Genomic DNA, 20,886 nt, shown 5'->3' on the forward strand with positions numbered 1-20,886 from the left:
TCCCGTTCACCTCGTCACCGCAGGCGGCTCAGGGCTCCAGTCCCGCGGTGCCGCCGAAGAAGCCGCCGCCGTCCTGGGGGGTGTTCTGCTGGCCGCCGCCGTCCTGCTGGCCGCCCTGCGGGTTGATCTTGGGCATGGTGGCGATGATGACGGCGGAGCCCTTGTCGACCTGGGTGTTGGCGCCCGGCTCGGTCGTCATCACCATGGCGTCGTCGTCCTGCGGGCCCCGGATGTCGCCCACCGTCAGCCCCGCGGCCTCGATCGCCGTCCTGGCGTCGGCGAGCCGCTGCCGGCCCACGTCCGGCACCGCGACCTTCTCCGGCGCGGCCGGCTTCTTGGCGACCTGCACGGTCACCGTGGAGCCGGGATCCACCTGGGAGTTGGCCGCCGGGGTGGTCGCGATGACCTTGCCCTCCTCGACGTCGGCGTTCTCCACGTCCTGGCGGGTCACCTGGAGCCCGTTGGCCTCGATCTGCGTCTTGGCGGCCTCGAAGTCCTGCCCGGTCACATCGGGGACCTGGACCTGCTTCTTCTCCTGGGCCACGGTCAGCGTGATCGTGGTGCCCTTCTCGACCTCCTTGTCCCCCTCCGGGGACTGGGTGATCACCGTGCCGGGCTTCTGCTCGGACTCCTGCGACTCCTTGCGGACATCGGTGAAGCCCTTGCCCTCCAACTGCGACTTGGCCTTCTCGAAGGACAGACCCGTCACATCCGGTACCGCGATCTTGGGGGCGCCGGTGGAGACCGTGACGTTGATCGTCTGGTCCTTGTGCACCTCGGTGCCGGCGGCCGGATCCTGGTCGCAGATGCGGTTCTTGGGCTGGTTCTCGCAGGGCTTGCGGTGCTTCTTCAGTACCAGACCGCGGTTGTCCGCCATCCGGTCCGCCTCGGTGACGGTGGTGCCGACGAAGTCGGGGGCCTTGAAGGTTTCCTGGGAGTTGCCGTCTCCGCTGAAGATCCACTTGCCGATGAGTATGGCGCCCACCAGGACCAGCAGACCGGCGGCCATCAGCAGCACCGTCGAGGAGTTGCTCTTCTTCTGCTTTCTGCGGTCCGGCCGGTCGTCGTAGCCGAAGCCGCCGTCGTCCGGATTGGTCGGCGGCAGCATCGAGGTCTGCCCGCCGTCCTGCGACCGCATCGCGGTGGTCGGCTGGTCGTCGCCGTAGCCGTAGCCCGCGGCGCCCATCGCGGCGGCCGCGGCCACCGGCTGCCCGTCCAGCAGGGCCTCGATGTCGGCACGCATCTCGTCGGCCGACTGGTAGCGGTAGTCCGGGTCCTTGACCAGTGCCTTGAGGACGATGGCGTCCATCTCGGGCGTGATCTCGGGATCGAAGACGCTCGGTGGCTGCGCCTCCTCCCGCACATGCTGGTAGGCGACGGCCACCGGTGAGTCACCGACGAACGGCGGCCGCACGGTGAGGAGTTCGTAGAGCAGGCAGCCGGTCGAGTAGAGGTCGGACCGGGCGTCCACGGTCTCGCCCTTGGCCTGCTCGGGGGAGAGGTACTGGGCGGTGCCGATGACCGCGGCCGTCTGCGTCATGGTCATACCGGCGTCGCCCATGGCGCGGGCGATACCGAAGTCCATGACCTTGACCTGGCCGGTGCGGGTCAGCATCACGTTGGCCGGCTTGATGTCGCGGTGCACGATGCCGGCGCGGTGCGAGTATTCGAGGGCCTGGAGGATGCCGATGGTCATCTCCATGGACCGCTCGGGCAGCAGCTTCCGCCCGGAGTGCAGCAGCTCACGCAGGGTCGAGCCGTCCACGTACTCCATCACGATGTACGGGATGGAGACCTGGTCGACGTAGTCCTCGCCCGTGTCGTACACCGCGACGATCGCGGGGTGGTTGAGGGAGGCGGCCGACTGGGCCTCGCGGCGGAACCGGGCCTGGAACGACGGGTCGCGCGCGAGGTCCGCACGCAGCGTCTTCACCGCCACGGTGCGGCCGAGGCGGGTGTCGTGCGCGAGGTAGACCTCCGCCATGCCACCGCGCCCGAGCACCTGGCCCAGTTCGTACCGGCCGCCGAGGCGACGCGGCTCTTCCATAGCTACCTACCAGCCCTCTCCGTCGGTCCGGACCACACCGTGTTGCGTGGTCCGGCGGTGTGCTGCCCGGGCCTCACCGTACCCGGCCCGCCGTGCCCGCTCGGGCCGAGTCGATGACCCGATACAGGACCGGTACAACCGCGTGCGCCGAAGCGTTAACGGGGTGATCGGGGTCACTGCTTGCCGTGGAGGACCGCCTGCATCACGTCCTTGGCGATCGGTGCGGCGAGACCGCCACCGGAGATGTCACCGCGGTTCGCCTTGCTGTCCTCGACGACCACCGCGACGGCGACCGGCGAACCCGAGCCGGTCTTGGCGTAGGAGAGGAACCAGGCATACGGATTGCCCTCGTTGTTGATGCCGTGCTGGGCGGTACCGGTCTTGCCGCCGACGGTGACGCCGGGGATCTTCGCGGTCTGCCCGGTGCCGGTCTGGACCACGGTCTCCATCATCGACTGGAGCTTCTGCGCGTTCTCCGCGGACAGCGGCCGGCTGAGCTCCTTCGGGTCGGTCTTCTCGATGGTGTCCACGTTGGGTCCCTGCAACTGCTGCACCATGTACGGCTGCATCAGCTTGCCGTCGTTGGCCACCGCGGAGGCCACCATGGCCATCTGCAGTGGGGTCGCCGCCGTGTCGAACTGGCCGATGGAGGAGAGCGCGGTCTGCGACTTGTTCATGTCGTCGTCAAAACGGGACGCATTGGCGCGGACCGGGACGAACTGCTCCTTGTTGAAGCCGAACTTCTCCGCGGTCTCCAGCATCTTCTCGTTGCCGAGATCCGAACCGATCTTGCCGAACACCGTGTTGCAGGACCACCGCAGGGCCTCCCGCATGGTGGCGTTCTTGCAGGGGATGTGGCCCTCGTTCGGCAGCGGCGTCGTGGTGCCCGGCATCGTCCACGGCAGCGGCGAGTCCGTCTTCTCGTCCGGCTGGCTGTACTTGCCGTGCTCCAGCGCCGCCGCCGCCGTCACCACCTTGAAGGTGGAACCGGGCGGATAGGTCTGGCGCAGCGCCCGGTTGAGCGTCGGGTCGGACTCGTTGTTCTTCTTCTGCAGACTGTTCCACGCCTTCTCGTCCTTGGTGCCGTTGCCGGCGAAGGACGAGGGGTCGTACGAGGGGGTGGAGGCCAGCGCCAGGATCGCGCCGGTCTGCGGATCGATCGCGGCGACCGCGCCCTTCTTGTCGCCGAGACCGTCGAACGCGGCCTTCTGCGCGGCGGAGTTGAGCGTGGTCACGACATTGCCGCCGGCCTGCTTCTTGCCGGTGAGCATGTCCAGGGTGCGGCGGAAGAAGAGCCGGTCGTCGTTGCCGGTGAGGATGCCGTCCTCGATCGACTCCAACTGCGTGGCCCCGTAGGCCTGCGAGGCGTACCCGGTCACCGGCGCCCACATCGGGCCGTCCTTGTACGTCCGCTTGTACTTGAAGTCGCTGCCCGAGGTCTCCGCGTACCCGGTGACCGACTTGCCGTTGACGATGATGTCGCCCCGCGGCTGCGCGTACCGCTCGATGGAGACCCGGCGGTTGTTCTTGTCCGACTGCAAAGTGTTCGCCTGGGCGTACTGGAGCCAGTTGTCCCGGATCAGCAGGGCGAGCACCAGCAGCCCGCAGAAGATCGCGATGCGGCGCAGTGGCTTGTTCACGGTCGGACCACCTGGGTCATTTCGGCGTCGGGGTTGGGGGCCGGTGCGGGGGCCGGTCTGCGAGCGGTGTCGCTGATCCGGATCAGAATGCCGATCAGCGCCCAGTTCGCAATGACGGACGAACCACCGTATGCGATGAACGGCAGCGTCATACCGGTCAGCGGAATGAGGCCCATCACACCGCCCGCGACCACGAAGACCTGAAGCGCGAACGCGCCGGACAGGCCCACCGCGAGCAGCTTCCCGAACGGGTCGCGCGCGGCCAGCGCCGTCCGCACCCCGCGTTCCACCAGCAGCCCGTAGATCAGCAGGATCGCCATCACCCCGGCCAGACCCAGCTCCTCGCCGTACGTGGCCAGGATGAAGTCGGAGTTGGCGGCGAAGCCGATCAGGTCGGAGTTCCCCTGGCCGAGTCCGGTACCGAGGACCCCGCCGGAGCCGAACGCCCAGAGCGCCTCCATGGACTGCTCGGAGTGGCCCCACTGGCCCTGCTTGCTGAGCATGTACTCGTGCATCGGATCCAGCCAGGCCTGCACCCGCTGCTGGACGTGCGGCTCGAAGGAGGCCACACCGACCGCGCTGACCGCCGACATCAGCAGACCGAAGACGATCCAACTGGTGCGCTCGGTCGCCACGTACAGCATCACCACGAACATGCCGAAGAACAGCAGCGAGGTACCGAGGTCCGTCTCGAAGACCAGGATCAGGATGGACATCGCCCAGACCACCACGATCGGGCCCAGGTCGCGCCCGCGCGGCAGATAGATCCCCATGAAGCGGCGGCTCGCCAGCGCCAGCGCGTCCCGTTTCACCATCAGATAGCCGGCGAAGAAGATCGAGATCACGATCTTCGCGAACTCACCGGGCTGGATGGAGAGCGGGCCCAGGTGGATCCAGATCTTCGCGCCGTTGATGTTCTGCCCGAGGCCCGGCACCAGCGGCAGCAGCAGCAGTATCAGCGCGCCCATCATCGAGATGTAGGTGTAGCGCTGGAGGACGCGGTGGTCCTTCATCAGCATCAGCACCGCCACGAAGAGCGCGATACCGATCGCCGAGTACAGCAACTGCTTGGGCGCCGCCTCGCTGAACTTCCCGAACTGGAACTTCGCCAGCCGCTGCAACCGGTCCGACTGGTCCAGCCGCCAGATGACCACCAGACCGAGCCCGTTGAGCAGCGTCGCCAGCGGCAGCATCAGCGGGTCCGCGTACGGCGCGAATCTGCGCACCACGAGATGGCCGACGCTCGCCAGCAGGCCGAGCCCCAGGCCGTAGCCGAGGAGGCCGGGCGGGATCTCGTCGTCGATGGCCAGGCCCACGTTGGCGTAGGCGAAGACCGGGATGACGACCGCGAAGACCAGCAGCGCCAGCTCGGTGTTGCGGCGGCTCGGCGTGCCGATGGAACCGATGGTCGAGGTGTGCGAGGTCGATTGCGAACTGCTCATGGTGTGGCGTGGCCCCTCACGGCTGCTTACTGCTTACCGGCACAGCGAGACCACCTTCTGCTCTTCCTCGGAGAGGGTGGGCCCGGGCTTCGGCTTCGGTGAGCCCTTGGTCCCGGGGCCGGTGGTGGCGGAGGCGGCGGTCTGCTCGTCGGCGAGCGGCTTGGCGGCGTCGTCCGTGTCGCCCTTCCCCTGGCCGGAGTCCTGCTTTCCCTTGGCGTCGCTCTCCGCGGCCCGCCGCTCGGCGTCCTTGCGGCAGGCGGAGGCCTGGAGTTGGAGCTCCTCGACCTTCTTGCGCGCCCCGCTGAGATCGTCCTCGGCGATGGTGGCCTTGACCCGCTTCTGCTGGAACGGCGGCAGGTACTTGAGTTCGATCTCGGGGTGGTCCGTCCGCACCTTCGACAGGCTCACCCACGCCAGATCCTGGCTGATGCCCTGGTACAGCGCGATGTGCTCGTCCTTGGTGCCGACGTAGTACTGGGTCTGGGTCCAGCGGTAGCCGCCGTAGAGGCCGCCGCCGATCACCGCGAGCGCCAGGACCGCGTAGACGGAACGCTTCAGCCAGGGGCGGCGGGAGCGGGACTTCACGAAGTCGACGTCGTCGTAGTCGCCGAAGGAGTCCTGCGGGGCGTATCCCGGGTCGGCGCCGCTGCCGGGCGGGCCGAACTCGCCGCCGCCCTGCCCGGGGACCTGCCGGCCGAGGCCGGCCGCACGGCCCGCGGGGGTCTGCATGGCGCCGTTGTCGTGCAGTTGGTGCTGGTTCTCGGCGACCGCGCCGACCACCACCGGGGTGTCCGACAACTGCTCGGCGATGGTGTCACCGCTGTCGATGTCCAGTACGTCGGCCACGATCACCGTGACGTTGTCCGGTCCACCGCCGCGCAGCGCGAGCTGGATCAGATCCTGCACGGTCTCCTGCGGGCCCTGGTAGCTGGCGAGGGTCTCCTCCATCGTCTGGTGGGAGACGACCCCGGACAGCCCGTCGGAGCAGATCAGATAGCGGTCGCCGGCCCGCACCTCGCGGATCGACAGATCGGGCTCCACATGGTCACCGCTGCCCAGCGCGCGCATCAGCAGGGAGCGCTGCGGATGGGTGGTGGCCTCCTCCTCCGTGATCCGGCCCTCGTCGACCAGGCGCTGCACCCAGGTGTGGTCCTGGGTGATCTGGGTGAGGACGCCGTCCCGCAGCAGATAGGCGCGGGAGTCGCCGACGTGCACCATGCCGAGCCGCTGCCCGGTCCACAGCAGCGCGGTCAGCGTGGTGCCCATGCCTTCGAGCTGCGGATCCTCCTCGACCATCATGCGCAACTGGTCGTTGGCCCGCTGCACGGCGTTGCCCAGCGAGGTGAGGATGTCCGAGCCGGGGACGTCGTCGTCCAGGGTGACCAGGTTGGAGATCACCTCGGAGGAGGCCACCTCGCCCGCGGCCTGCCCGCCCATTCCGTCGGCGATCGCCAGCAACCGGGGGCCGGCGTAACCGGAGTCCTCGTTGCCCTCGCGGATCATGCCCTTGTGGGAGCCGGCGGCGAAGCGCAGTGACAGACTCATGCGCACCTCGCCCGTCGGCTCCGGGTACACCCGGTCCTGTCGAGCCACCCTGCCCACCCTCCGGTCGTGAGCGCTCCGGCGTCCGGGATACGGACCGCGCCGGCTCGCTCGCTCCGCTCGCGCTCGCTCATGGTCGTGACTACTTCCGCAGCTCGATGACGGTCTTGCCGATACGGATCGGCGCGCCCAGCGGCACCGGCGTCGGTGTCGTCAACCGGGTCCGGTCGAGATACGTGCCGTTGGTGGACCCGAGATCCTCGACGATCCACTGGCCGTCACGATCGGGGTAGATCCTGGCATGTCTGCTGGACGCGTAGTCGTCGTCCAGCACAATCGTCGAATCGTGCGCCCGCCCCAGCGTGATCGTCTGACCCTGGAGGGCCACCGTGGTGCCGGTGAGGATGCCCTCGGACACCACCAACTTGCTGGGGGCGCCCCGGCGTTGACGGCCGCCGCCCTGTCTCTGCTGCGGAGGCGAGTCCTGTCGACGGGCGGACTGCTGCGGGCGTGTGGCCTCCCGCCGCGCCCCGCGCTGCGTGACGCGCGTTCCGAACAGGTCGCTGCGGATGACCTGGACGGCCACGATCACGAACAGCCACAGAACGGCCAGGAAACCCAGCCGCATGACCGTCAGGGTCAGCTCTGACATTGCCCCCGCTTCACCCTTCGGCTTGCCGGTAAATGATGGTGGTGCTGCCCACGACGATCCGCGAGCCGTCGCGGAGCGTAGCGCGGGTGGTGTGCTGTCCGTCCACCACGATGCCGTTGGTGGAGCCGAGGTCCGAAATCGTCGAGGGCGTTCCGGTCCGGATCTCGCAGTGCCGGCGGGAGACGCCGGGGTCGTCGATCCGCACGTCGGCGTCGGTGCTGCGGCCGAGCACCATCGTCGGGCGGGCGATCTGGTGGCGGGTGCCGTTGATCTCGATCCAGCGTCGCGTCTGGGCGCCGGGCATCGGCCCCGCGGCCTGCGGACGGCCCGCGGGCGCCTGTGCGGGGCGGCCGGGCGGGGGCGAGCTGGGCATGGGCGGGGCACCGGCGGGGGCCTGCGGCGGATATCCGCCGCGGCCGGCGGCCGGGGCCGGGCCGGCCTGTGCCTGGGGCTGGCCGTGGGCCTGCGAGGCGCTGCCCGCCAGGGTGCGGCTGCGTACCCGGTAGAGACCGGTGTCCAGGTCCTCGGCCTTCTCCAGGTGCACCTTGATCGGGCCCATGAAGGTGTAGCGCTGCTGCTTCGCGTAGTCGCGCACCATGCCGGAGAGTTCGTCGCCGAGCTGGCCCGAGTAGGGGCTCAGGCGCTCGAAGTCGGGGGCGCTCAGCTCCACGATGAAGTCGTTGGGGACGACGGTCCGCTCGCGGTTCCAGATCGTGGCGTTGTTGTCGCACTCCCGCTGCAGGGCACCGGCGATCTCGACGGGCTGGACCTCGGACTTGAAGACCTTGGCGAAGGTGCCGTTGACCAGGCCTTCGAGGCGTTGCTCGAACTTCTTCAGGACTCCCATGAGGCACCTCCTCCTTCGTTGCCGTCCTGGTACTGCTTACTGATCGTATCCACGCGCCGGTAAATCGGCTGGTTCCCCCTGTCTGCCCGGCCGACGGGTGTCGACCCTCACAGGACATGCCCCCGGCGGGCGGCGGGAATGCCGGCCCGGACGCGGACCCGGCGGCGCTGCCGGGCACCGGCCCGGCCTCCGGGTGGGAGGCGGGCGGGGACGATCCACGGATCCTCTACGGAAGGGATCGTACGGGGGCTCCTGAACCAGTGTCCCGCACCTGTGGACGGTCTCCCGACCACTTCCGCTCCCCGCGGCCCGGCTGGAGCCGGGTTGGGACGAGACCAGTACGCAGGTGGTGCGCAGGAGGTCCACCGGGGCGGACGGGGCGCGTGAGCGGTGCGGAAACGCAGTGGGAGAGGAGGGAGAGAAGGCGGGAGAGAGGGGAGGGAAGAAGAGGACGCCGGAGCGTCCCGCCGGGGCCCCGGGGCGGCCGTTACCGCAGGTGGGGCCCTTGGCCATAAGGATGTGAATCCACCCCTGGCGGCGTGCTAATCTTCTGGATGTCGGAAGGCGCCGGCCCCGAGGGGAAGGCGACCCGAGACACACCTTGCGCGGGTGGCGGAATAGGCAGACGCGCTGGATTCAGGTTCCAGTGCCCGCAAGGGCGTGGGGGTTCAACTCCCCCCTCGCGCACAGCGGAATGGGCGGCATCGCGGTGGCGATGCCGCCCATTCTTCTTTTTCCGGTTTCTCCGGCACCCGCCCTCCGGCCCGGTCGGACTGTGCCGACTGAAGACGGTGTGTGAGGAAGGTCTCAGGGCGTACCGGTCGTCGGCGATGTCGGCCCGCGGCGGTCAACTCCGTTGCCGGCCGGGGGGATTCGGCGGGGGCGGGGGAGCGTCCCCTAGGCTGGACGGGTGACGAGCCCGGAGACCGAGTCCACCCAGCCCGAGGAGCCGTCGGAAGGCGCCGCGACCGCACCGGGCGGCGCCCGTCCCGAGGAGCGCCTGGAACGCGCGGTGCGCGGCGCCGAGCAGGCACTCATCGAGTACGAGATCGCCCTGGAGACCTTCCGGGTGGAGGTGGAGAACTTCTCCCGGCTGCACCATCAGAAGCTCGGCCCGATGTACACCCGGCTCGATGAACTGGACGCCGATATCGCCGAGGCCAAGGCGGCCCGCACCGGCACCCCGGAGGATCTGGCCGCGGCTCAGGAGGCGCGGGCGCGGGTGATGCCGATGCCCGGCGTGGAGGAACTCTTCAACGGGTGGATGGACTCAGACGGCCTCTCCCCCGAGGCCTCCGCCATGCTCACCGAGCAGCCGGTACGCCCCCCGCAGCGGGTCCGGCCCAGCGAAGAGGCCCGCAAGCTCTACCGCGAACTCGCCCGCCGGGCCCACCCGGACCTGGCGCAGGACGACGCCGAGCGGGCCCGCCGTGAGGAGTTCATCACCCGGGTCAACGCGGCGTACAGCCGTGGCGACGAGCCGCTGCTGCGGGAGCTGTCCGAGGAGTGGTCGGCCGGTCCGTCGCCCGCCGCGCAGCCGCCCAGCCGCAGCGAGGAGCTGTACGCCCGGCTGGAGTGGCTGGCGCAGCGCAAGGAAACCCTCTCCGTGGTCGCCCGGGAGCTGGAGGAGAGCGCGATCGGCGCGATGCTGCGGATGGCCCCGGACGACCCGGACCGGCTGCTGGACGAGATCGCCGAACAACTGCTGGCCGAGGTCGCCGAGCGTGAGTCGGAACTGGCCAGGCTGCTCGCCCCGTCGGGCGGCTGACGGTCGGGTAGCGTCGTCCGTATGCATTTCGGATCTGGTGTGCCCACGGTGTCGGTCGGCGATCTCTCGGACGGTGACTTCCTGCTGGACGTCCGCGAGCACGACGAGTGGCGGGCGGGGCACGCCGAGCGCGCGCTGCACCTGCCGATCAGCGAATTCATGGCCCGCTACGGCGAGTTCACCGAGGCGGCGCCGGAGGACGGCCGGGTGTATGTGATCTGCCGCTCCGGAGGCCGTTCCGCCCAGGTCGCCACCTACCTGGTGCAGCAGGGGGTGGACGCGGTGAATGTGGACGGCGGGATGCAGGTGTGGGAGGCGGCCGGCCGCCCCGTCGTCAACGCGCAGGGCGGTCCCGGCGCGATCATCTGAGGCGGTGCCCGGGTCGGTGCGCTGGTCCTGTGGTGGTCCTGGCAGGGCGTCGCGCGGCTGTCGGACGCCGGTCGGTGGCCGGTCTGCGATGGGTTTCAGCCGGTGGTTCTCGGTGGTGGGCTCGGTGGTCGCGGTGAGCCAGTGCCGGGGGCGGTGGTCGAGGTGCAGGTCATGGGGGCTTCGGTGGTCCGGGCTCCGGTCGGGCCGGTACCGATTCGGTTGGGTTCGGTTGGCGGGATTTCGCCGTGACACCTGTCGCCCTTAACGTGTCGAAGCTGTGGAAAGGCCCGGGGCCGCTGTGCCGGGCGTGCCGCCCTGAGTAGCGTTCGACTGCGAACGCGACGGTGGGCGCCGCGGCGCGCACCGGGCGGCGGGGCCGCGGGGGTGACCACGGCGGTTGACCGGGATCGGATTTCGGGGAACGGGGCTCAATTGGACGCGCACGACAGGGGCACGGAGGGCCGTGCCGGGGAGGACGGGCCGGGCGCCCCTCCCGCCGAGGCCCCGCCCGACCGCAGTACTCCGCAGACTCCCGCCGCCGACCACCTCCCGCGCCCGCGTGAGGCGGGTGCGGGGCTGGCCGCGCTCTCGTTCCGGTACCAGGTGGTGGGGGCGCTGGCGCTCGCCGTGATCGGCGTGGTCGCCTGCACCCACCTGGCGATGGTCTTCCTGCATGTCGCCCCGTCGAACACGATGACCAAGCAGCACGGTCAGGCGGTGGACGACTGGGTGTACCCGGAGTTCGAGCAGAACTGGAAGCTGTTCGCGCCCAACCCGCTCCAGCAGAACATCGCCGTCCAGGTCCGGGCCGAGGTGCGCACCCCGGCCGGCGGCACTCGTACCACCGGCTGGACAGACCTGTCCGCGGAGGACGGCGCCGCCATCCGGCACCATCCGCTGCCCAGCCATATCCGGCAGAACGAGCTGCGCCGGGCCTGGGAGTTCTATCTCAACTCGCATGACGAGCGGGACCGGCCCGGCGGTCTGCGCGGCGATCTCTCCCAGCAGTATCTGCGGCGGATCGCCTCACTCCGGCTGGACCGGGACGGGGTGGACGCCGTGCAGCGCCTCCAACTCCGGTCCCGTACCACCAATGTGACGCCGCCGCCCTGGAGCACTGAACGCACCAGCCTGAAGCCGGTCTACCGGACCTTGCCCTGGTGGTCGGTGATCGGCGTGGACCGCTCGTCCGAGGCGGCCGGCGCCCCGCACTCAGATCCGGCGGGGACCCGTCGTACGGAGGCGAGCGCCCGGTGAAGCACTTCGAATGCGCCCTCTCGCGCCCGGTGGCCCGGGTCACCGGCAGCTCACTCGGCCCCTACCAGACGGCCGTCATCCGCATCGGCTTCGCCGGCACCTGGCTCCTCTTCCTGCTGCGTGAACTCCCCCACCGCGCCGAGCTGTACGGGCCCGACGGGCCGTGGAGCTGGGACATGGCACGGCAACTGGTGGACGGCAACGACGCGTTCACCGCACTGCTCTGGTCCGACGGCCGCCTCTGGTTCGAGCTGGTCTACGGGCTGGCGATCCTGTCCAGCGCGCTGCTGCTGCTCGGCTGGCGCACCAGGACCATGTCGGTGCTCTTCATGATCGGCGTGCTGTCGATCCAGAACCGCAGCATCTTCGTCGGTGACGGCGGAGACAACGTGATCCATCTGATGTCGATCTACCTGGTGCTCGTCCGCTGCGGTCAGGTCTGGTCGCTGGACGCCCGGCGGGCGCGCCGGGACCGTGAGGCGGCGGAGTCCGGGGCGCCGATCCGCCCGGATGTGGTCGGGCCGGTGCTGTGGGTGGTGCTCGGTACGGCTCTCGCGGTGGCGGGCGGTATGGGCCGGCTCGGCGGCGGGTGGCTCCTGATCCTCTGGGGACTGTGGATTGCCCAGGGCCTGTGGTGGGCGGCCAACCGGTATGCCCCCGGCGGTGAACAGCGGGCGCTGCTGGACGGGTTTGCCCACCTCGCACACAACGCGGCACTGTTCGTGATCATGGCGGAGGCCTGCCTGATCTACGCCACGGCCGGCTGGTACAAGATCCAGGGCAGCCGCTGGCAGGACGGCACCGCGGTCTACTACCCGCTGCACCTCGACTCCTTCACCCCCTGGCCCGCCCTCTCCGATGCCCTGGCCTCACACGGGCTGATGGTGATGCTGGTGACCTACGGGACGGTCATCGTGCAGGTCGCCTTCCCGTTCACGCTCTTCAACCGGCGAGTCAAGAACGTGCTGCTGGTGGCGATGATCTGCGAGCACGCGGGGATCGCGGTCATCCTGGGCCTGCCGCTCTTCTCCCTGGCGATGATCGCGGCGGACTCGGTCTTCCTCCCCACCCCGTTCCTACGCTGGCTCGGTCGCCGCGTCTCCCTGCTCACCCAACGCCTTCGCCCAGGCCGGGCGAGCGCGAGAACGGAGGCCGTGGCGGAGGCGGTTGGGCCGGCAGCCAGGGTGACCGTGCCTGGTCCGCGGGAGCGGGAGGACGGTGGGGAAGCCCTGGCTGCGGAGGACGGAAGCGCCGTCGCCTCCACCGCGGCCACCACTCGGGACGCCGAGTCCGATCCGGGCCGGGACCTGGGGTGACGGGCCTGGGCGTCGGCCGTCCCGGTGCGCACGTACGCTCAAGGCATGAACGTGAGGGAGACGGCCGCGCCGGGGGATGAGGTGGTGCGGCGCTGGCGTCGGGCGGCGGACGGGGCGGTGCTGCTCGACGGCTTCCATGCGATCAAGCACGCCCTGCGCTTTGACGCCCGCCTGCTCGCCGGGGTGACCAGCGACCTGCCGTCCGTCCTGGCCCTCGCCGGCCAACTCGCCCCCGATACAAGCGAATCCCTCGCCGCACTGCTGGTGGAGGTGACTCCGGAGGCACTACGGACACTGGTGCCGCGACCGCATCCCACCTCGGTGGCCGCCCTCGCCGCCCGCCCGGACCGCGCCACCCATCTCGCGGAACTGGCCCACACCCCGCGCACCGCGCCCATCGTCCTCCTCGACCAGCCCCGCAATCTGGGCAACGCGGGCGCCGTGATCCGGCTGGCGGCCGGATTCGGAGTGACCGGAGTGATCACCACCGGACCACTGGACCCCTGGCACCCCACCGTGGTCCGCGGCGGCGCCGGGCTCCACTTCGCCACCGCGGTGGAACGCCTGGACCAGCATGAAGAGGAGTACGCGGACGGGGGTGTGGTGGGAGCGGGGCTGCCGGAGGGGCCGCTGCTGGCGTTGGACGCGGACGGGGAGGACATCCGGGGGCTGCGTATCCCCGATGACGCGGTGCTCGCCTTCGGTTCGGAGCGCAGCGGGCTCTCCCCTGCCGTCAGAGCCCGCGCCGACCGGCTGATCTCACTGCCGATGCGCCCCCAGGTCTCCAGTTACAACCTGGCCACCAGTGTCGCCATGGCCCTCTTCCACTGGTCCACCGCCGCGGGCCGCCCCACCCCCACCGCCTGAGCACCGCCACCGCCCGGCCCCCGTCCGCTACCGGAGACCGCTCACCGTCACGGCTCCCGGCGGATTTCCACCACCCGGAAACGGTTGGCGACGAAGGCCCCATCGCACAGGGCCGCGTTGGCCGCCGGATTGCCGCCGGAGCCATGGAAGTCGGAGAAGGCGGCGGTCTGGTTGACGTAGACGCCACCGGTGAGGTTCAGCGAGAGCTGGGCGCACTCCTCCAGGCAGGCCTCCTCGATCTGCTCGGAGACCTCCGGCGAGGTGGTGTACGCACCGACGGTCATCGCGCCCTGCTCGCGGACGGTACGCCGCAGCAACTCCACCGCGGCCGCGGAGGAATCGACCGCGACGGCGAAGGAGACCGGGCCGAAGCACTCGTGCAGCAGCGCCGCCTCGGCCTCCGGCTTGGCCGCGTCCAGCTTCACGATCAGCGGGGAGCGCACCACCGCGGCGGGGAACTCCTCGTTGCTGATCTCCCTTGAGGCCAGGGCGACTTCGCCGAGCTCGGCCGCCGCTTCGAGCCGTGCCTTCACATCGTCGTTGACCAGGGCGCCGAGCAGGGCACCGGCTTTGGCGTCGTCGCCGAGGAGCGAGTCCACCGCGGCGGCGAGATCGGACACCACCTCGTCGTAGGACTTGGGGCCGGCGTCGGTGGTGATGCCGTCGCGGGGGATGAGGAGGTTCTGCGGGGTGGTGCACATCTGGCCGCTGTAGAGGGAGAGGGAGAAGGCCAGATTGGCGAGCATTCCGCGGTAGTCGTCGGTGGAGTCGATCAGGACGGTGTTGACGCCGGCCTTCTCCGTGTAGACCTGGGCCTGGCGGGCGTGGGTCTCCAGCCAGTCGCCGAAGGCGGTGGAGCCGGTGTAGTCCACGATGCGGATCTCGGGGCGGACCGCGAGCTGCTTGGCGATGCCCTCGCCGGGGTGCTCGGCGGCGAGGGCCACCAGATTCGCGTCGAAGCCGGCTTCACCGAGGACCTCACGGGCCACCTGTACCGTCAGCGCCAGCGGCAGCACCGCGCGCGGATGCGGCTTGACCAGGACCGGATTGCCGGTGGCGAGGGAGGCGAAGAGCCCCGGGTAGCCGTTCCAGGTGGGGAAGGTGTTGCAGCCGATGAGGAGGGAGACGCCGCGGGGGACCGGGGTGAACTCCTTGCGCAGCTCCAGCGGATCCCGCCTGCCCTGCGGCTTGGTCCACTCCGCGGTGAGCGGGGTGCGGGTCTGCTCGGCATAGGCGTAGGCCACCGCCTCCAGGCCGCGGTCCTGGGCGTGCGGGCCGCCGGCCTGGAACGCCATCATGAACGCCTGCCCGCTGGTGTGCATCACCGTGTGCGCGAACTCCTGGGTGCGGGCGCTGATCCGGGCGAGGATCTCCAGGCAGACCGCGGCCCGTACCTCCGCCCCGGCCCGGCGCCAGTCGGCCATCCCGGCCCGCATCGCCGGCAGCAGTACGTCCGGATCGGCGTGCGGGTAGCTCACGCCGAGGTCCAGGCCGTAGGGGCTGCGCTCGCCCTCGACCCAGCCGTCGGTCCCCGGCTGGTCCAGGTCGATCCGGGTGCCGAGCAGTGCGTCGAAGGCGGCCTTGCCCTCGGCGGGGCTGAGGCTGCCGTTCTCCCCGTAGGCCTTGGGGTGCTCGGGGTGGGGGGACCAGTAGGCCCGGGTGCGGATCGTCTCCAGGGCCTGGTCGAGGACGGGCCGGTGCTTCTCGGTGAGGGTGGTTGCTGCGGGGGCGGCGGCCATGGGGGACCAACTCCTCCTCGGGCCGGCTCGGGCCGGGCCGGCGGTCTGGGCAGGAACGGAATGACAGAGTTAGAGTAACCGAACGATCGGTCGGGACAAGAGGGTCCATCGAGACCTGTGGACAACTCGGAGCCGGGGTCCGCCGGGCCTGTGGAAAACCGGGTGAGGGAGGATCGCGGCCATGACAGGACTCCACCCGGCGCGCGCTCTCGGCACCCTCGTCCCCAAGGGGAACGCATGACCACCGCACGGCGCGACACCTACACCCCCGACTCCCTCCTCGCCGTCGCCGTCACCGTCTTCAACGAGCGCGGCTACGACGGCACGTCCATGGAGCACCTGTCCCGCGCCGCGGGCATCTCCAAGTCCTCGATCTACCACCATGTCTCGGGCAAGGAGGAGCTGCTGCGGCGAGCGGTCAGCCGGGCGCTGGACGGCCTCTTCGGCATCCTCGACGAGGAGGGCGCCCGTACGGGGCCCGCCGAGCAGCGCCTGGAGTACGTCACCCGCCGTATGGTGCACGTCCTGACCGATGAACTCCCTTACGTCACGCTGCTGTTGAGGGTGCGGGGCAATACGGGGACCGAGCGGTGGGCGCTGGAGCGGCGGCGGGACTTCGACCACCGGGTCGCCGCGCTGCTGGCGGAGGCGGCGGCCGACGGCGAGGTGCGCGAGGACATCGAGGGGCGGCTGGCGACCCGGCTGGTCTTCGGCCTGATCAACTCGATCGTGGAGTGGTACCGGCCGGGCCATGGCTCCGGCCAGGACGAGATCGCGGACGCGGTGGTCGGGCTGGTCTTCGGCGGCCTCCGCCGGGAGCACGCCGCCTGATCCGGCGGCGCCGGCCCGGCGCTCACTCCGCCGGGTCCAGGTGCTCCTCCTCGAAGACCAGCAGGGTGCGGGTGCTGAGTACCTCCTCCATGGCCTGGATGCGGGTGAAGATCAGTTCCCGCAGCGCCCGGTTGTCCGGGGTGTGGACCAGCAGCAGTACGTCGAAGTCGCCGCTGACCAGGGCGATATGGGAGGCGCCGGGCAGTCTGCTGAGCTGCTCGCGCACCGAACGCCAGGTGTTCTGCACGATCTTCAGCGTGATGTACGCCGAGGCGCCATGGCCGGCCCGCTCATGGTCGACGCGCGCGCCGAACCCCCGGATCACGCCGTCCTCCACCAGGCGGTTGATCCGGGCATAGGCATTGGCCCGGGAGATATGGACCCGTTCGGCGACCGAGCGGATGGAGGCCCGGCCGTCGGTCTGCAGTATCTGGAGGATCTCCCGGTCCACCGCGTCCAGTGGCCGGGCCGGCGGTGGATCCGGCCAGTCCATGCCCGCCTCGTAGCCGCGGAAGCCGCTGCCCAGCCCCTCCTCCATGTCCCGCGGATCGCCGCTCCCGGCGCCCGTCTCGCCGCCCCGGCCCGCCTCGCCGGACGGCCGGTCGGATGCCATTCGTTCAGATGCCATCGGCCCCCACCTTCCTAGCATGGACGTACGGCGCTCATCACAGGCTGTGGAGAACCGTTTGTCCACAGCCTGGAGGGGCCTGTAGCCAAAATGTGCCGACGACCGAACAATCGGTAGGTGAGGCGCGGTACCTGGCGCGCCTCTGCCGGCTCCCACGAGGAGACCCCGTCCACGAGGAGGTGCACGCGGTGAAGAGGCACAGCACGCCCGTCATGGAACAGGCGGCGCAGTCCGGGCAGGACAGCTCCGCCGAGGCCTACCGGCCCACCCCACCCCCGGCCTGGCGACCGCGTACCGACCCCGCCCCGCTGCTGCCCGACGCGGAGCCGTACCGCGTGCTGGGCACCGAGGCCGCGGCGCAGGCCGATCCGGCGCTGCTGCGGAGCCTCTACGCCCACCTGGTCCGCGGCCGCCGGTTCAACGCCCAGGCCACCGCGCTGACCAAGCAGGGCAGACTCGCGGTCTATCCGTCGAGCACCGGCCAGGAGGCCTGCGAGGTGGCGGCCGCGCTGGCGCTGGAGGAGCGCGACTGGCTCTTCCCCAGCTACCGGGACACCCTGGCCGCCGTCGCCCGCGGCCTCGACCCGGTCCAGGTCCTCTCCCTCCTCCGGGGCGACTGGCACAACGGCTACGACCCGCGGGCCCACCGGGTCGCCCCCCTCAGCACCCCGCTCGCCACCCAACTCCCGCACGCCGTCGGCCTGGCGCACGCCGCGCGGCTCAAGGGCGACGACGTGGTGGCGCTCGCCATAGTCGGGGACGGCGGCACCAGCGAGGGCGACTTCCACGAGGCGCTGAACTTCGCCGCCGTATGGCAGGCCCCCGTGGTCTTCCTGGTGCAGAACAACGGCTTCGCCATCTCGGTGCCCCTCGCCAAGCAGAGCGCCGCCCCGTCCCTGGCCCACAAGGCCGTCGGATACGGCATCCCCGGTCGCCTGGTCGACGGGAACGACGCGCTCGCCGTGCACCAGGTGCTCTCCGAGGCCCTGGCCAGGGCCCGGACCGGCGGCGGCCCCACCCTGGTCGAGGCGGTGACATACCGGATGGAGGCCCACACCAACGCCGACGACGCCACCCGCTACCGCACCGACGAGGAGGTGGACGCCTGGCGCGGGCACGACCCGATCGATCTGCTGCGCGGCGAGCTGACCGGCCGCGCCCTGCTGGACGAGGCGGCGGAGCAGCGGATACGCGAGGACGCCGAGGCGATGGCGGCGGATCTGCGTGAGCGGATGAACGGGGACGCCGAGCTGGATCCGGCGGAGCTGTTCACCCATGTCTTCGCCGAGCCCACGGGTCAACTGCGGGAGCAGGCGGCCCGGTTGGCGGCCGAGCTGGCGGCCGGGGCGGAGGTCGCCGCCGCGCCCGGGGACGGCGCGGGCGGCAGCGGTACCGGAGCGGACGACAGGGGGGCACGATGACCACCGCGGCGGCGAAGCCTTCGGCAGCGTCGAAAGAGGCGAGGGCCGCGAAGGCGGCCAAACCGGCCACCATGGCCTCGGCTCTCGGCCGGGCCCTGCACGACGCGATGGCCGAGGACCCGTCGGTGCACGTCCTCGGCGAGGACGTCGGCGCCCTCGGCGGCGTCTTCCGGATCACCGACGGCCTGGCCGCGGAGTTCGGCGAGGAGCGCTGCACCGACACCCCACTGGCCGAGGCCGGCATCCTCGGCGCCGCCGTCGGCATGGCCATGTACGGTCTGCGGCCGGTGGTGGAGATGCAGTTCGACGCCTTCGCCTACCCGTCGTTCGAGCAGCTCGTCTCCCATGTGGCGCGGATGCGGAACCGCACCCGCGGCACCCTCCCGCTGCCCATCACGATCCGGGTGCCGTACGGCGGCGGTATCGGCGGGGTGGAGCACCACAGCGACTCCTCCGAGGCGTACTACATGGCCACCCCGGGGCTGCATGTGGTCACCCCCGCCACCGTCGAGGACGCCTACGGACTGCTGCGTGCCGCCATAGCCTCCGACGACCCGGTCGTGTTCCTGGAGCCCAAGCGCCTCTACTGGTCCAAGGCCCGGTGGGACGCCTCGGCGCCGACGCCGGTGGAGCCGATCGGCCGGGCCGCGGTGCGCCGCCCCGGCCGCAGTGCCACCCTCATCACCTACGGGCCCTCGGTGCCGGTCTGCCTGGAGGCGGCCGAAGCGGCACAGGCCGAGGGCTGGGACCTGGAGGTGGTGGACCTGCGCTCGCTGGTGCCCTTCGACGACGCCACGGTCTGCGCCTCGGTGCGCCGTACCGGGCGGGCCGTGGTGGTGCACGAGTCGGCTGGGTTCGCCGGGCCGGGCGGGGAGATCGCCGCGCGGGTCACCGAGCGCTGCTTCCACCATCTGGAAGCGCCGGTGCTGCGGGTGGCCGGTTTCGATATTCCCTATCCGCCGCCGATGCTGGAGCGGCACCATCTCCCGGGGGTCGACCGGATCCTCGACACGGTGGCGCGACTGCAGTGGGAGGCCGAGAGCTGATGGCGCAGGCCTATGACATGCACAGCCTGGAGTTCAGGCTGCCCGATCTGGGCGAGGGGCTGACCGAGGCGGAGATCGTCCGCTGGATGGTCGAGGTCGGCGATTTCGTCGCCGTGGACCAGCCGGTGGTGGAGGTGGAGACCGCCAAGGCCATGGTGGAGGTGCCCTGCCCGTACGGCGGGGTCGTCACCGCCCGCTTCGGCGACGAGGGCAGCGAACTCCCGGTGGGCGCACCGCTGTTGACGGTCGCAGTGGGTGAACGCCCGGCCGGCGGCCCGGCCACCGCCCCGCCCGGGACGGCTCCCCCGGAGGTCTCAGACGTCTCGGAGGTCTCGGAGGGCTCCGAGACGGCGGACGGCGGTGGGGCCGAAGATTCCGGAGACGGCGGTTCCGGTGCGGCCGCGGAGCCGGAGGGCTCGGGCAATGTGCTGGTGGGATACGGCACCGGCGCCGCCCCCGCACGCCGCCGCCGGCTCCGCCCCTCCGCCCTCGGCGGCCCACCCGCCACCGCCGAGCCCGCGACCGGCAAGGGCACGGTGCGCGCCGCCGCGTCCCGTAAGGCGGCCGACCGAGCCGAGGGCCCGGTGCCGGTGATCTCCCCGCTGGTACGCAAGCTGGCCCGCGATCACGGCCTGGATCTACGGGAGTTGACCGGTTCCGGACCGGACGGCCTGATCCTCCGCGCCGACGTCGAGCACGCGGTACGGTCCGGCGGCCCCCGCCCCGGTACGGCGGTCACCACCCCGCCCGAGGCGGCCCCGGCCGGCCCGGCTCCCGCGGTCGAGGGCACCCGGGTGCCGTTGCGCGGGGTGCTCGGTGCCGTGGCGGAGAAGCTCAGCCGCAGCCGCAGCGAAATCCCGGACGCCACCTGCTGGGTGGACGCGGACGCCTCGGAGCTGATGCGGGCCCGCGCCGCGATGAACGCCGGGGGCGGGCCGAAGATCTCGGTGCTGGCACTGCTCGCCCGGATCTGCACCGCGGCCCTCGCCCGCTTCCCCGAGCTGAACTCCACGGTCGACACCGAGGCCCGCGAGATCGTACGGCTGCCCGCCGTGCACCTCGGGTTCGCCGCCCAGACCGAACGCGGCCTGGTGGTGCCCGTGGTGCGGGACGCGCATCTGCGGGACACGGAGTCGCTGAACGCGGAGTTCGCCCGGCTCACCGAGTCCGCCCGGACCGGCCGCCTGGCACCGACGGAACTGACCGGCGGCACCTTCACCCTCAACAACTACGGCGTCTTCGGAGTCGACGGCTCCACGCCGATCATCAACCACCCGGAGGCCGCCATGCTCGGCGTCGGCCGGATCACCCCCAAACCATGGGTGCACGAAGGCGAGTTGGCGATACGCCAGGTCGTGCAGCTCTCCCTCACCTTCGACCACCGGGTGTGCGACGGCGGGACCGCGGGCGGATTCCTGCGGTACGTGGCGGACTGCGTGGAGCGACCGGCGGTGCTGCTACGCACCCTCTGACG

The 20,886-nt window shown here is 70.9% G+C and carries 17 protein-coding genes and 1 tRNA gene; 10 read left to right on the forward strand and 8 right to left on the reverse strand.

Annotation, left to right across the window (positions count from 1 at the left end):
* Positions 1–28: 28 nt before the first annotated feature.
* From pknB to ACFVST_RS06765, 6 genes are all read right to left on the reverse strand, one after another.
* Positions 29–2,047: a Stk1 family PASTA domain-containing Ser/Thr kinase gene (pknB, locus tag ACFVST_RS06740; protein ID WP_390147553.1), complete on the reverse strand. Its 2,019-nt coding sequence runs from the start codon at positions 2,045–2,047 to the stop codon at positions 29–31.
* A 173-nt stretch (positions 2,048–2,220) separates the two neighbouring features.
* Entirely contained in the window at positions 2,221–3,687 is a 1,467-nt protein-coding gene (locus tag ACFVST_RS06745) for a peptidoglycan D,D-transpeptidase FtsI family protein (RefSeq protein ID WP_390147555.1), read from the reverse strand.
* Positions 3,684–5,129 (reverse strand): FtsW/RodA/SpoVE family cell cycle protein, encoded by a 1,446-nt coding sequence (locus ACFVST_RS06750; RefSeq protein WP_390147557.1) that lies wholly within the window; start codon positions 5,127–5,129, stop codon positions 3,684–3,686. The genes ACFVST_RS06745 and ACFVST_RS06750 overlap by 4 nt, the downstream gene beginning before the upstream one ends.
* 33 nt (positions 5,130–5,162) lie before the next feature.
* On the reverse strand, positions 5,163–6,674 hold the full coding sequence (locus ACFVST_RS06755) for a Stp1/IreP family PP2C-type Ser/Thr phosphatase (RefSeq protein WP_390147715.1): 1,512 nt from the start codon (positions 6,672–6,674) through the stop codon (positions 5,163–5,165).
* 139 nt (positions 6,675–6,813) lie between these two features.
* Positions 6,814–7,323: an FHA domain-containing protein gene (locus tag ACFVST_RS06760; RefSeq protein ID WP_390147559.1), complete on the reverse strand. Its 510-nt coding sequence runs from the start codon at positions 7,321–7,323 to the stop codon at positions 6,814–6,816.
* A gap of 10 nt (positions 7,324–7,333) precedes the next feature.
* On the reverse strand, positions 7,334–8,170 hold the full coding sequence (locus ACFVST_RS06765) for an FhaA domain-containing protein (protein ID WP_390147561.1): 837 nt from the start codon (positions 8,168–8,170) through the stop codon (positions 7,334–7,336).
* A gap of 603 nt (positions 8,171–8,773) precedes the next feature.
* On the opposite strand from ACFVST_RS06765, the gene ACFVST_RS06770 reads away from it, so the two are divergent.
* The 6 genes from ACFVST_RS06770 (at position 8,774) to ACFVST_RS06795 (ending at position 13,747) form a co-directional block, all read left to right on the forward strand.
* Positions 8,774–8,857 (forward strand) — tRNA-Leu (locus ACFVST_RS06770).
* Between the two features lie 223 nt (positions 8,858–9,080).
* Positions 9,081–9,938, forward strand: a complete 858-nt coding sequence (locus ACFVST_RS06775) for a J domain-containing protein (protein ID WP_390147563.1) — start codon at positions 9,081–9,083, stop codon at positions 9,936–9,938.
* A gap of 39 nt (positions 9,939–9,977) precedes the next feature.
* Positions 9,978–10,307 carry a rhodanese-like domain-containing protein gene (locus ACFVST_RS06780; RefSeq protein ID WP_390147717.1) on the forward strand — a complete coding sequence of 110 codons (330 nt, stop codon included), beginning with the start codon at positions 9,978–9,980 and terminating at the stop codon, positions 10,305–10,307.
* Between the two features lie 432 nt (positions 10,308–10,739).
* Positions 10,740–11,564, forward strand: coding sequence for a DUF5819 family protein (locus tag ACFVST_RS06785; protein WP_390147565.1), 825 nt, complete (start codon positions 10,740–10,742; stop codon positions 11,562–11,564).
* Positions 11,561–12,880, forward strand: a complete 1,320-nt coding sequence (locus ACFVST_RS06790; RefSeq protein WP_390147567.1) for an HTTM domain-containing protein — start codon at positions 11,561–11,563, stop codon at positions 12,878–12,880. The genes ACFVST_RS06785 and ACFVST_RS06790 overlap by 4 nt, the downstream gene beginning before the upstream one ends.
* 45 nt (positions 12,881–12,925) lie before the next feature.
* Entirely contained in the window at positions 12,926–13,747 is an 822-nt protein-coding gene (locus tag ACFVST_RS06795) for a TrmH family RNA methyltransferase (RefSeq protein WP_390147569.1), read from the forward strand.
* A gap of 47 nt (positions 13,748–13,794) precedes the next feature.
* Here the strand turns inward: ACFVST_RS06795 and paaN are convergent, their stop codons facing one another.
* The gene (gene paaN, locus ACFVST_RS06800; protein ID WP_390147571.1) at positions 13,795–15,486 is read right to left on the reverse strand and encodes a phenylacetic acid degradation protein PaaN; all 1,692 of its coding nucleotides are present in this window, start codon (positions 15,484–15,486) and stop codon (positions 13,795–13,797) included.
* Between the two features lie 237 nt (positions 15,487–15,723).
* Between paaN and ACFVST_RS06805 the strand changes: the two genes are divergently transcribed.
* A complete protein-coding gene (locus tag ACFVST_RS06805; RefSeq protein WP_390147573.1) occupies positions 15,724–16,317 on the forward strand; it encodes a TetR/AcrR family transcriptional regulator in 594 nt (197 codons plus the stop codon).
* Between the two features lie 22 nt (positions 16,318–16,339).
* Here the strand turns inward: ACFVST_RS06805 and ACFVST_RS06810 are convergent, their stop codons facing one another.
* Complete coding sequence (locus ACFVST_RS06810) at positions 16,340–16,810, reverse strand: Lrp/AsnC family transcriptional regulator (protein ID WP_390147719.1); 471 nt, start codon at positions 16,808–16,810, stop codon at positions 16,340–16,342.
* A 347-nt stretch (positions 16,811–17,157) separates the two neighbouring features.
* On the opposite strand from ACFVST_RS06810, the gene pdhA reads away from it, so the two are divergent.
* From pdhA to ACFVST_RS06825, 3 genes are read left to right on the forward strand one after another with little or no spacing between them, the layout of a single operon-like run.
* A complete protein-coding gene (gene pdhA, locus ACFVST_RS06815; RefSeq protein ID WP_390147720.1) occupies positions 17,158–18,366 on the forward strand; it encodes a pyruvate dehydrogenase (acetyl-transferring) E1 component subunit alpha in 1,209 nt (402 codons plus the stop codon).
* A complete protein-coding gene (locus ACFVST_RS06820) occupies positions 18,363–19,412 on the forward strand; it encodes an alpha-ketoacid dehydrogenase subunit beta (protein ID WP_390147575.1) in 1,050 nt (349 codons plus the stop codon). Before pdhA ends, ACFVST_RS06820 begins: the two co-directional genes overlap by 4 nt.
* The gene (locus ACFVST_RS06825) at positions 19,412–20,884 is read left to right on the forward strand and encodes a dihydrolipoamide acetyltransferase family protein (RefSeq protein ID WP_390147577.1); all 1,473 of its coding nucleotides are present in this window, start codon (positions 19,412–19,414) and stop codon (positions 20,882–20,884) included. Before ACFVST_RS06820 ends, ACFVST_RS06825 begins: the two co-directional genes overlap by 1 nt.
* The last annotated feature ends 2 nt before the right edge of the window (positions 20,885–20,886 follow it).

Origin of the sequence: Streptomyces sp. NPDC058045 (assembly GCF_042885635.1) — a bacterium.
Taxonomy (GTDB): domain Bacteria; phylum Actinomycetota; class Actinomycetes; order Streptomycetales; family Streptomycetaceae; genus Streptomyces.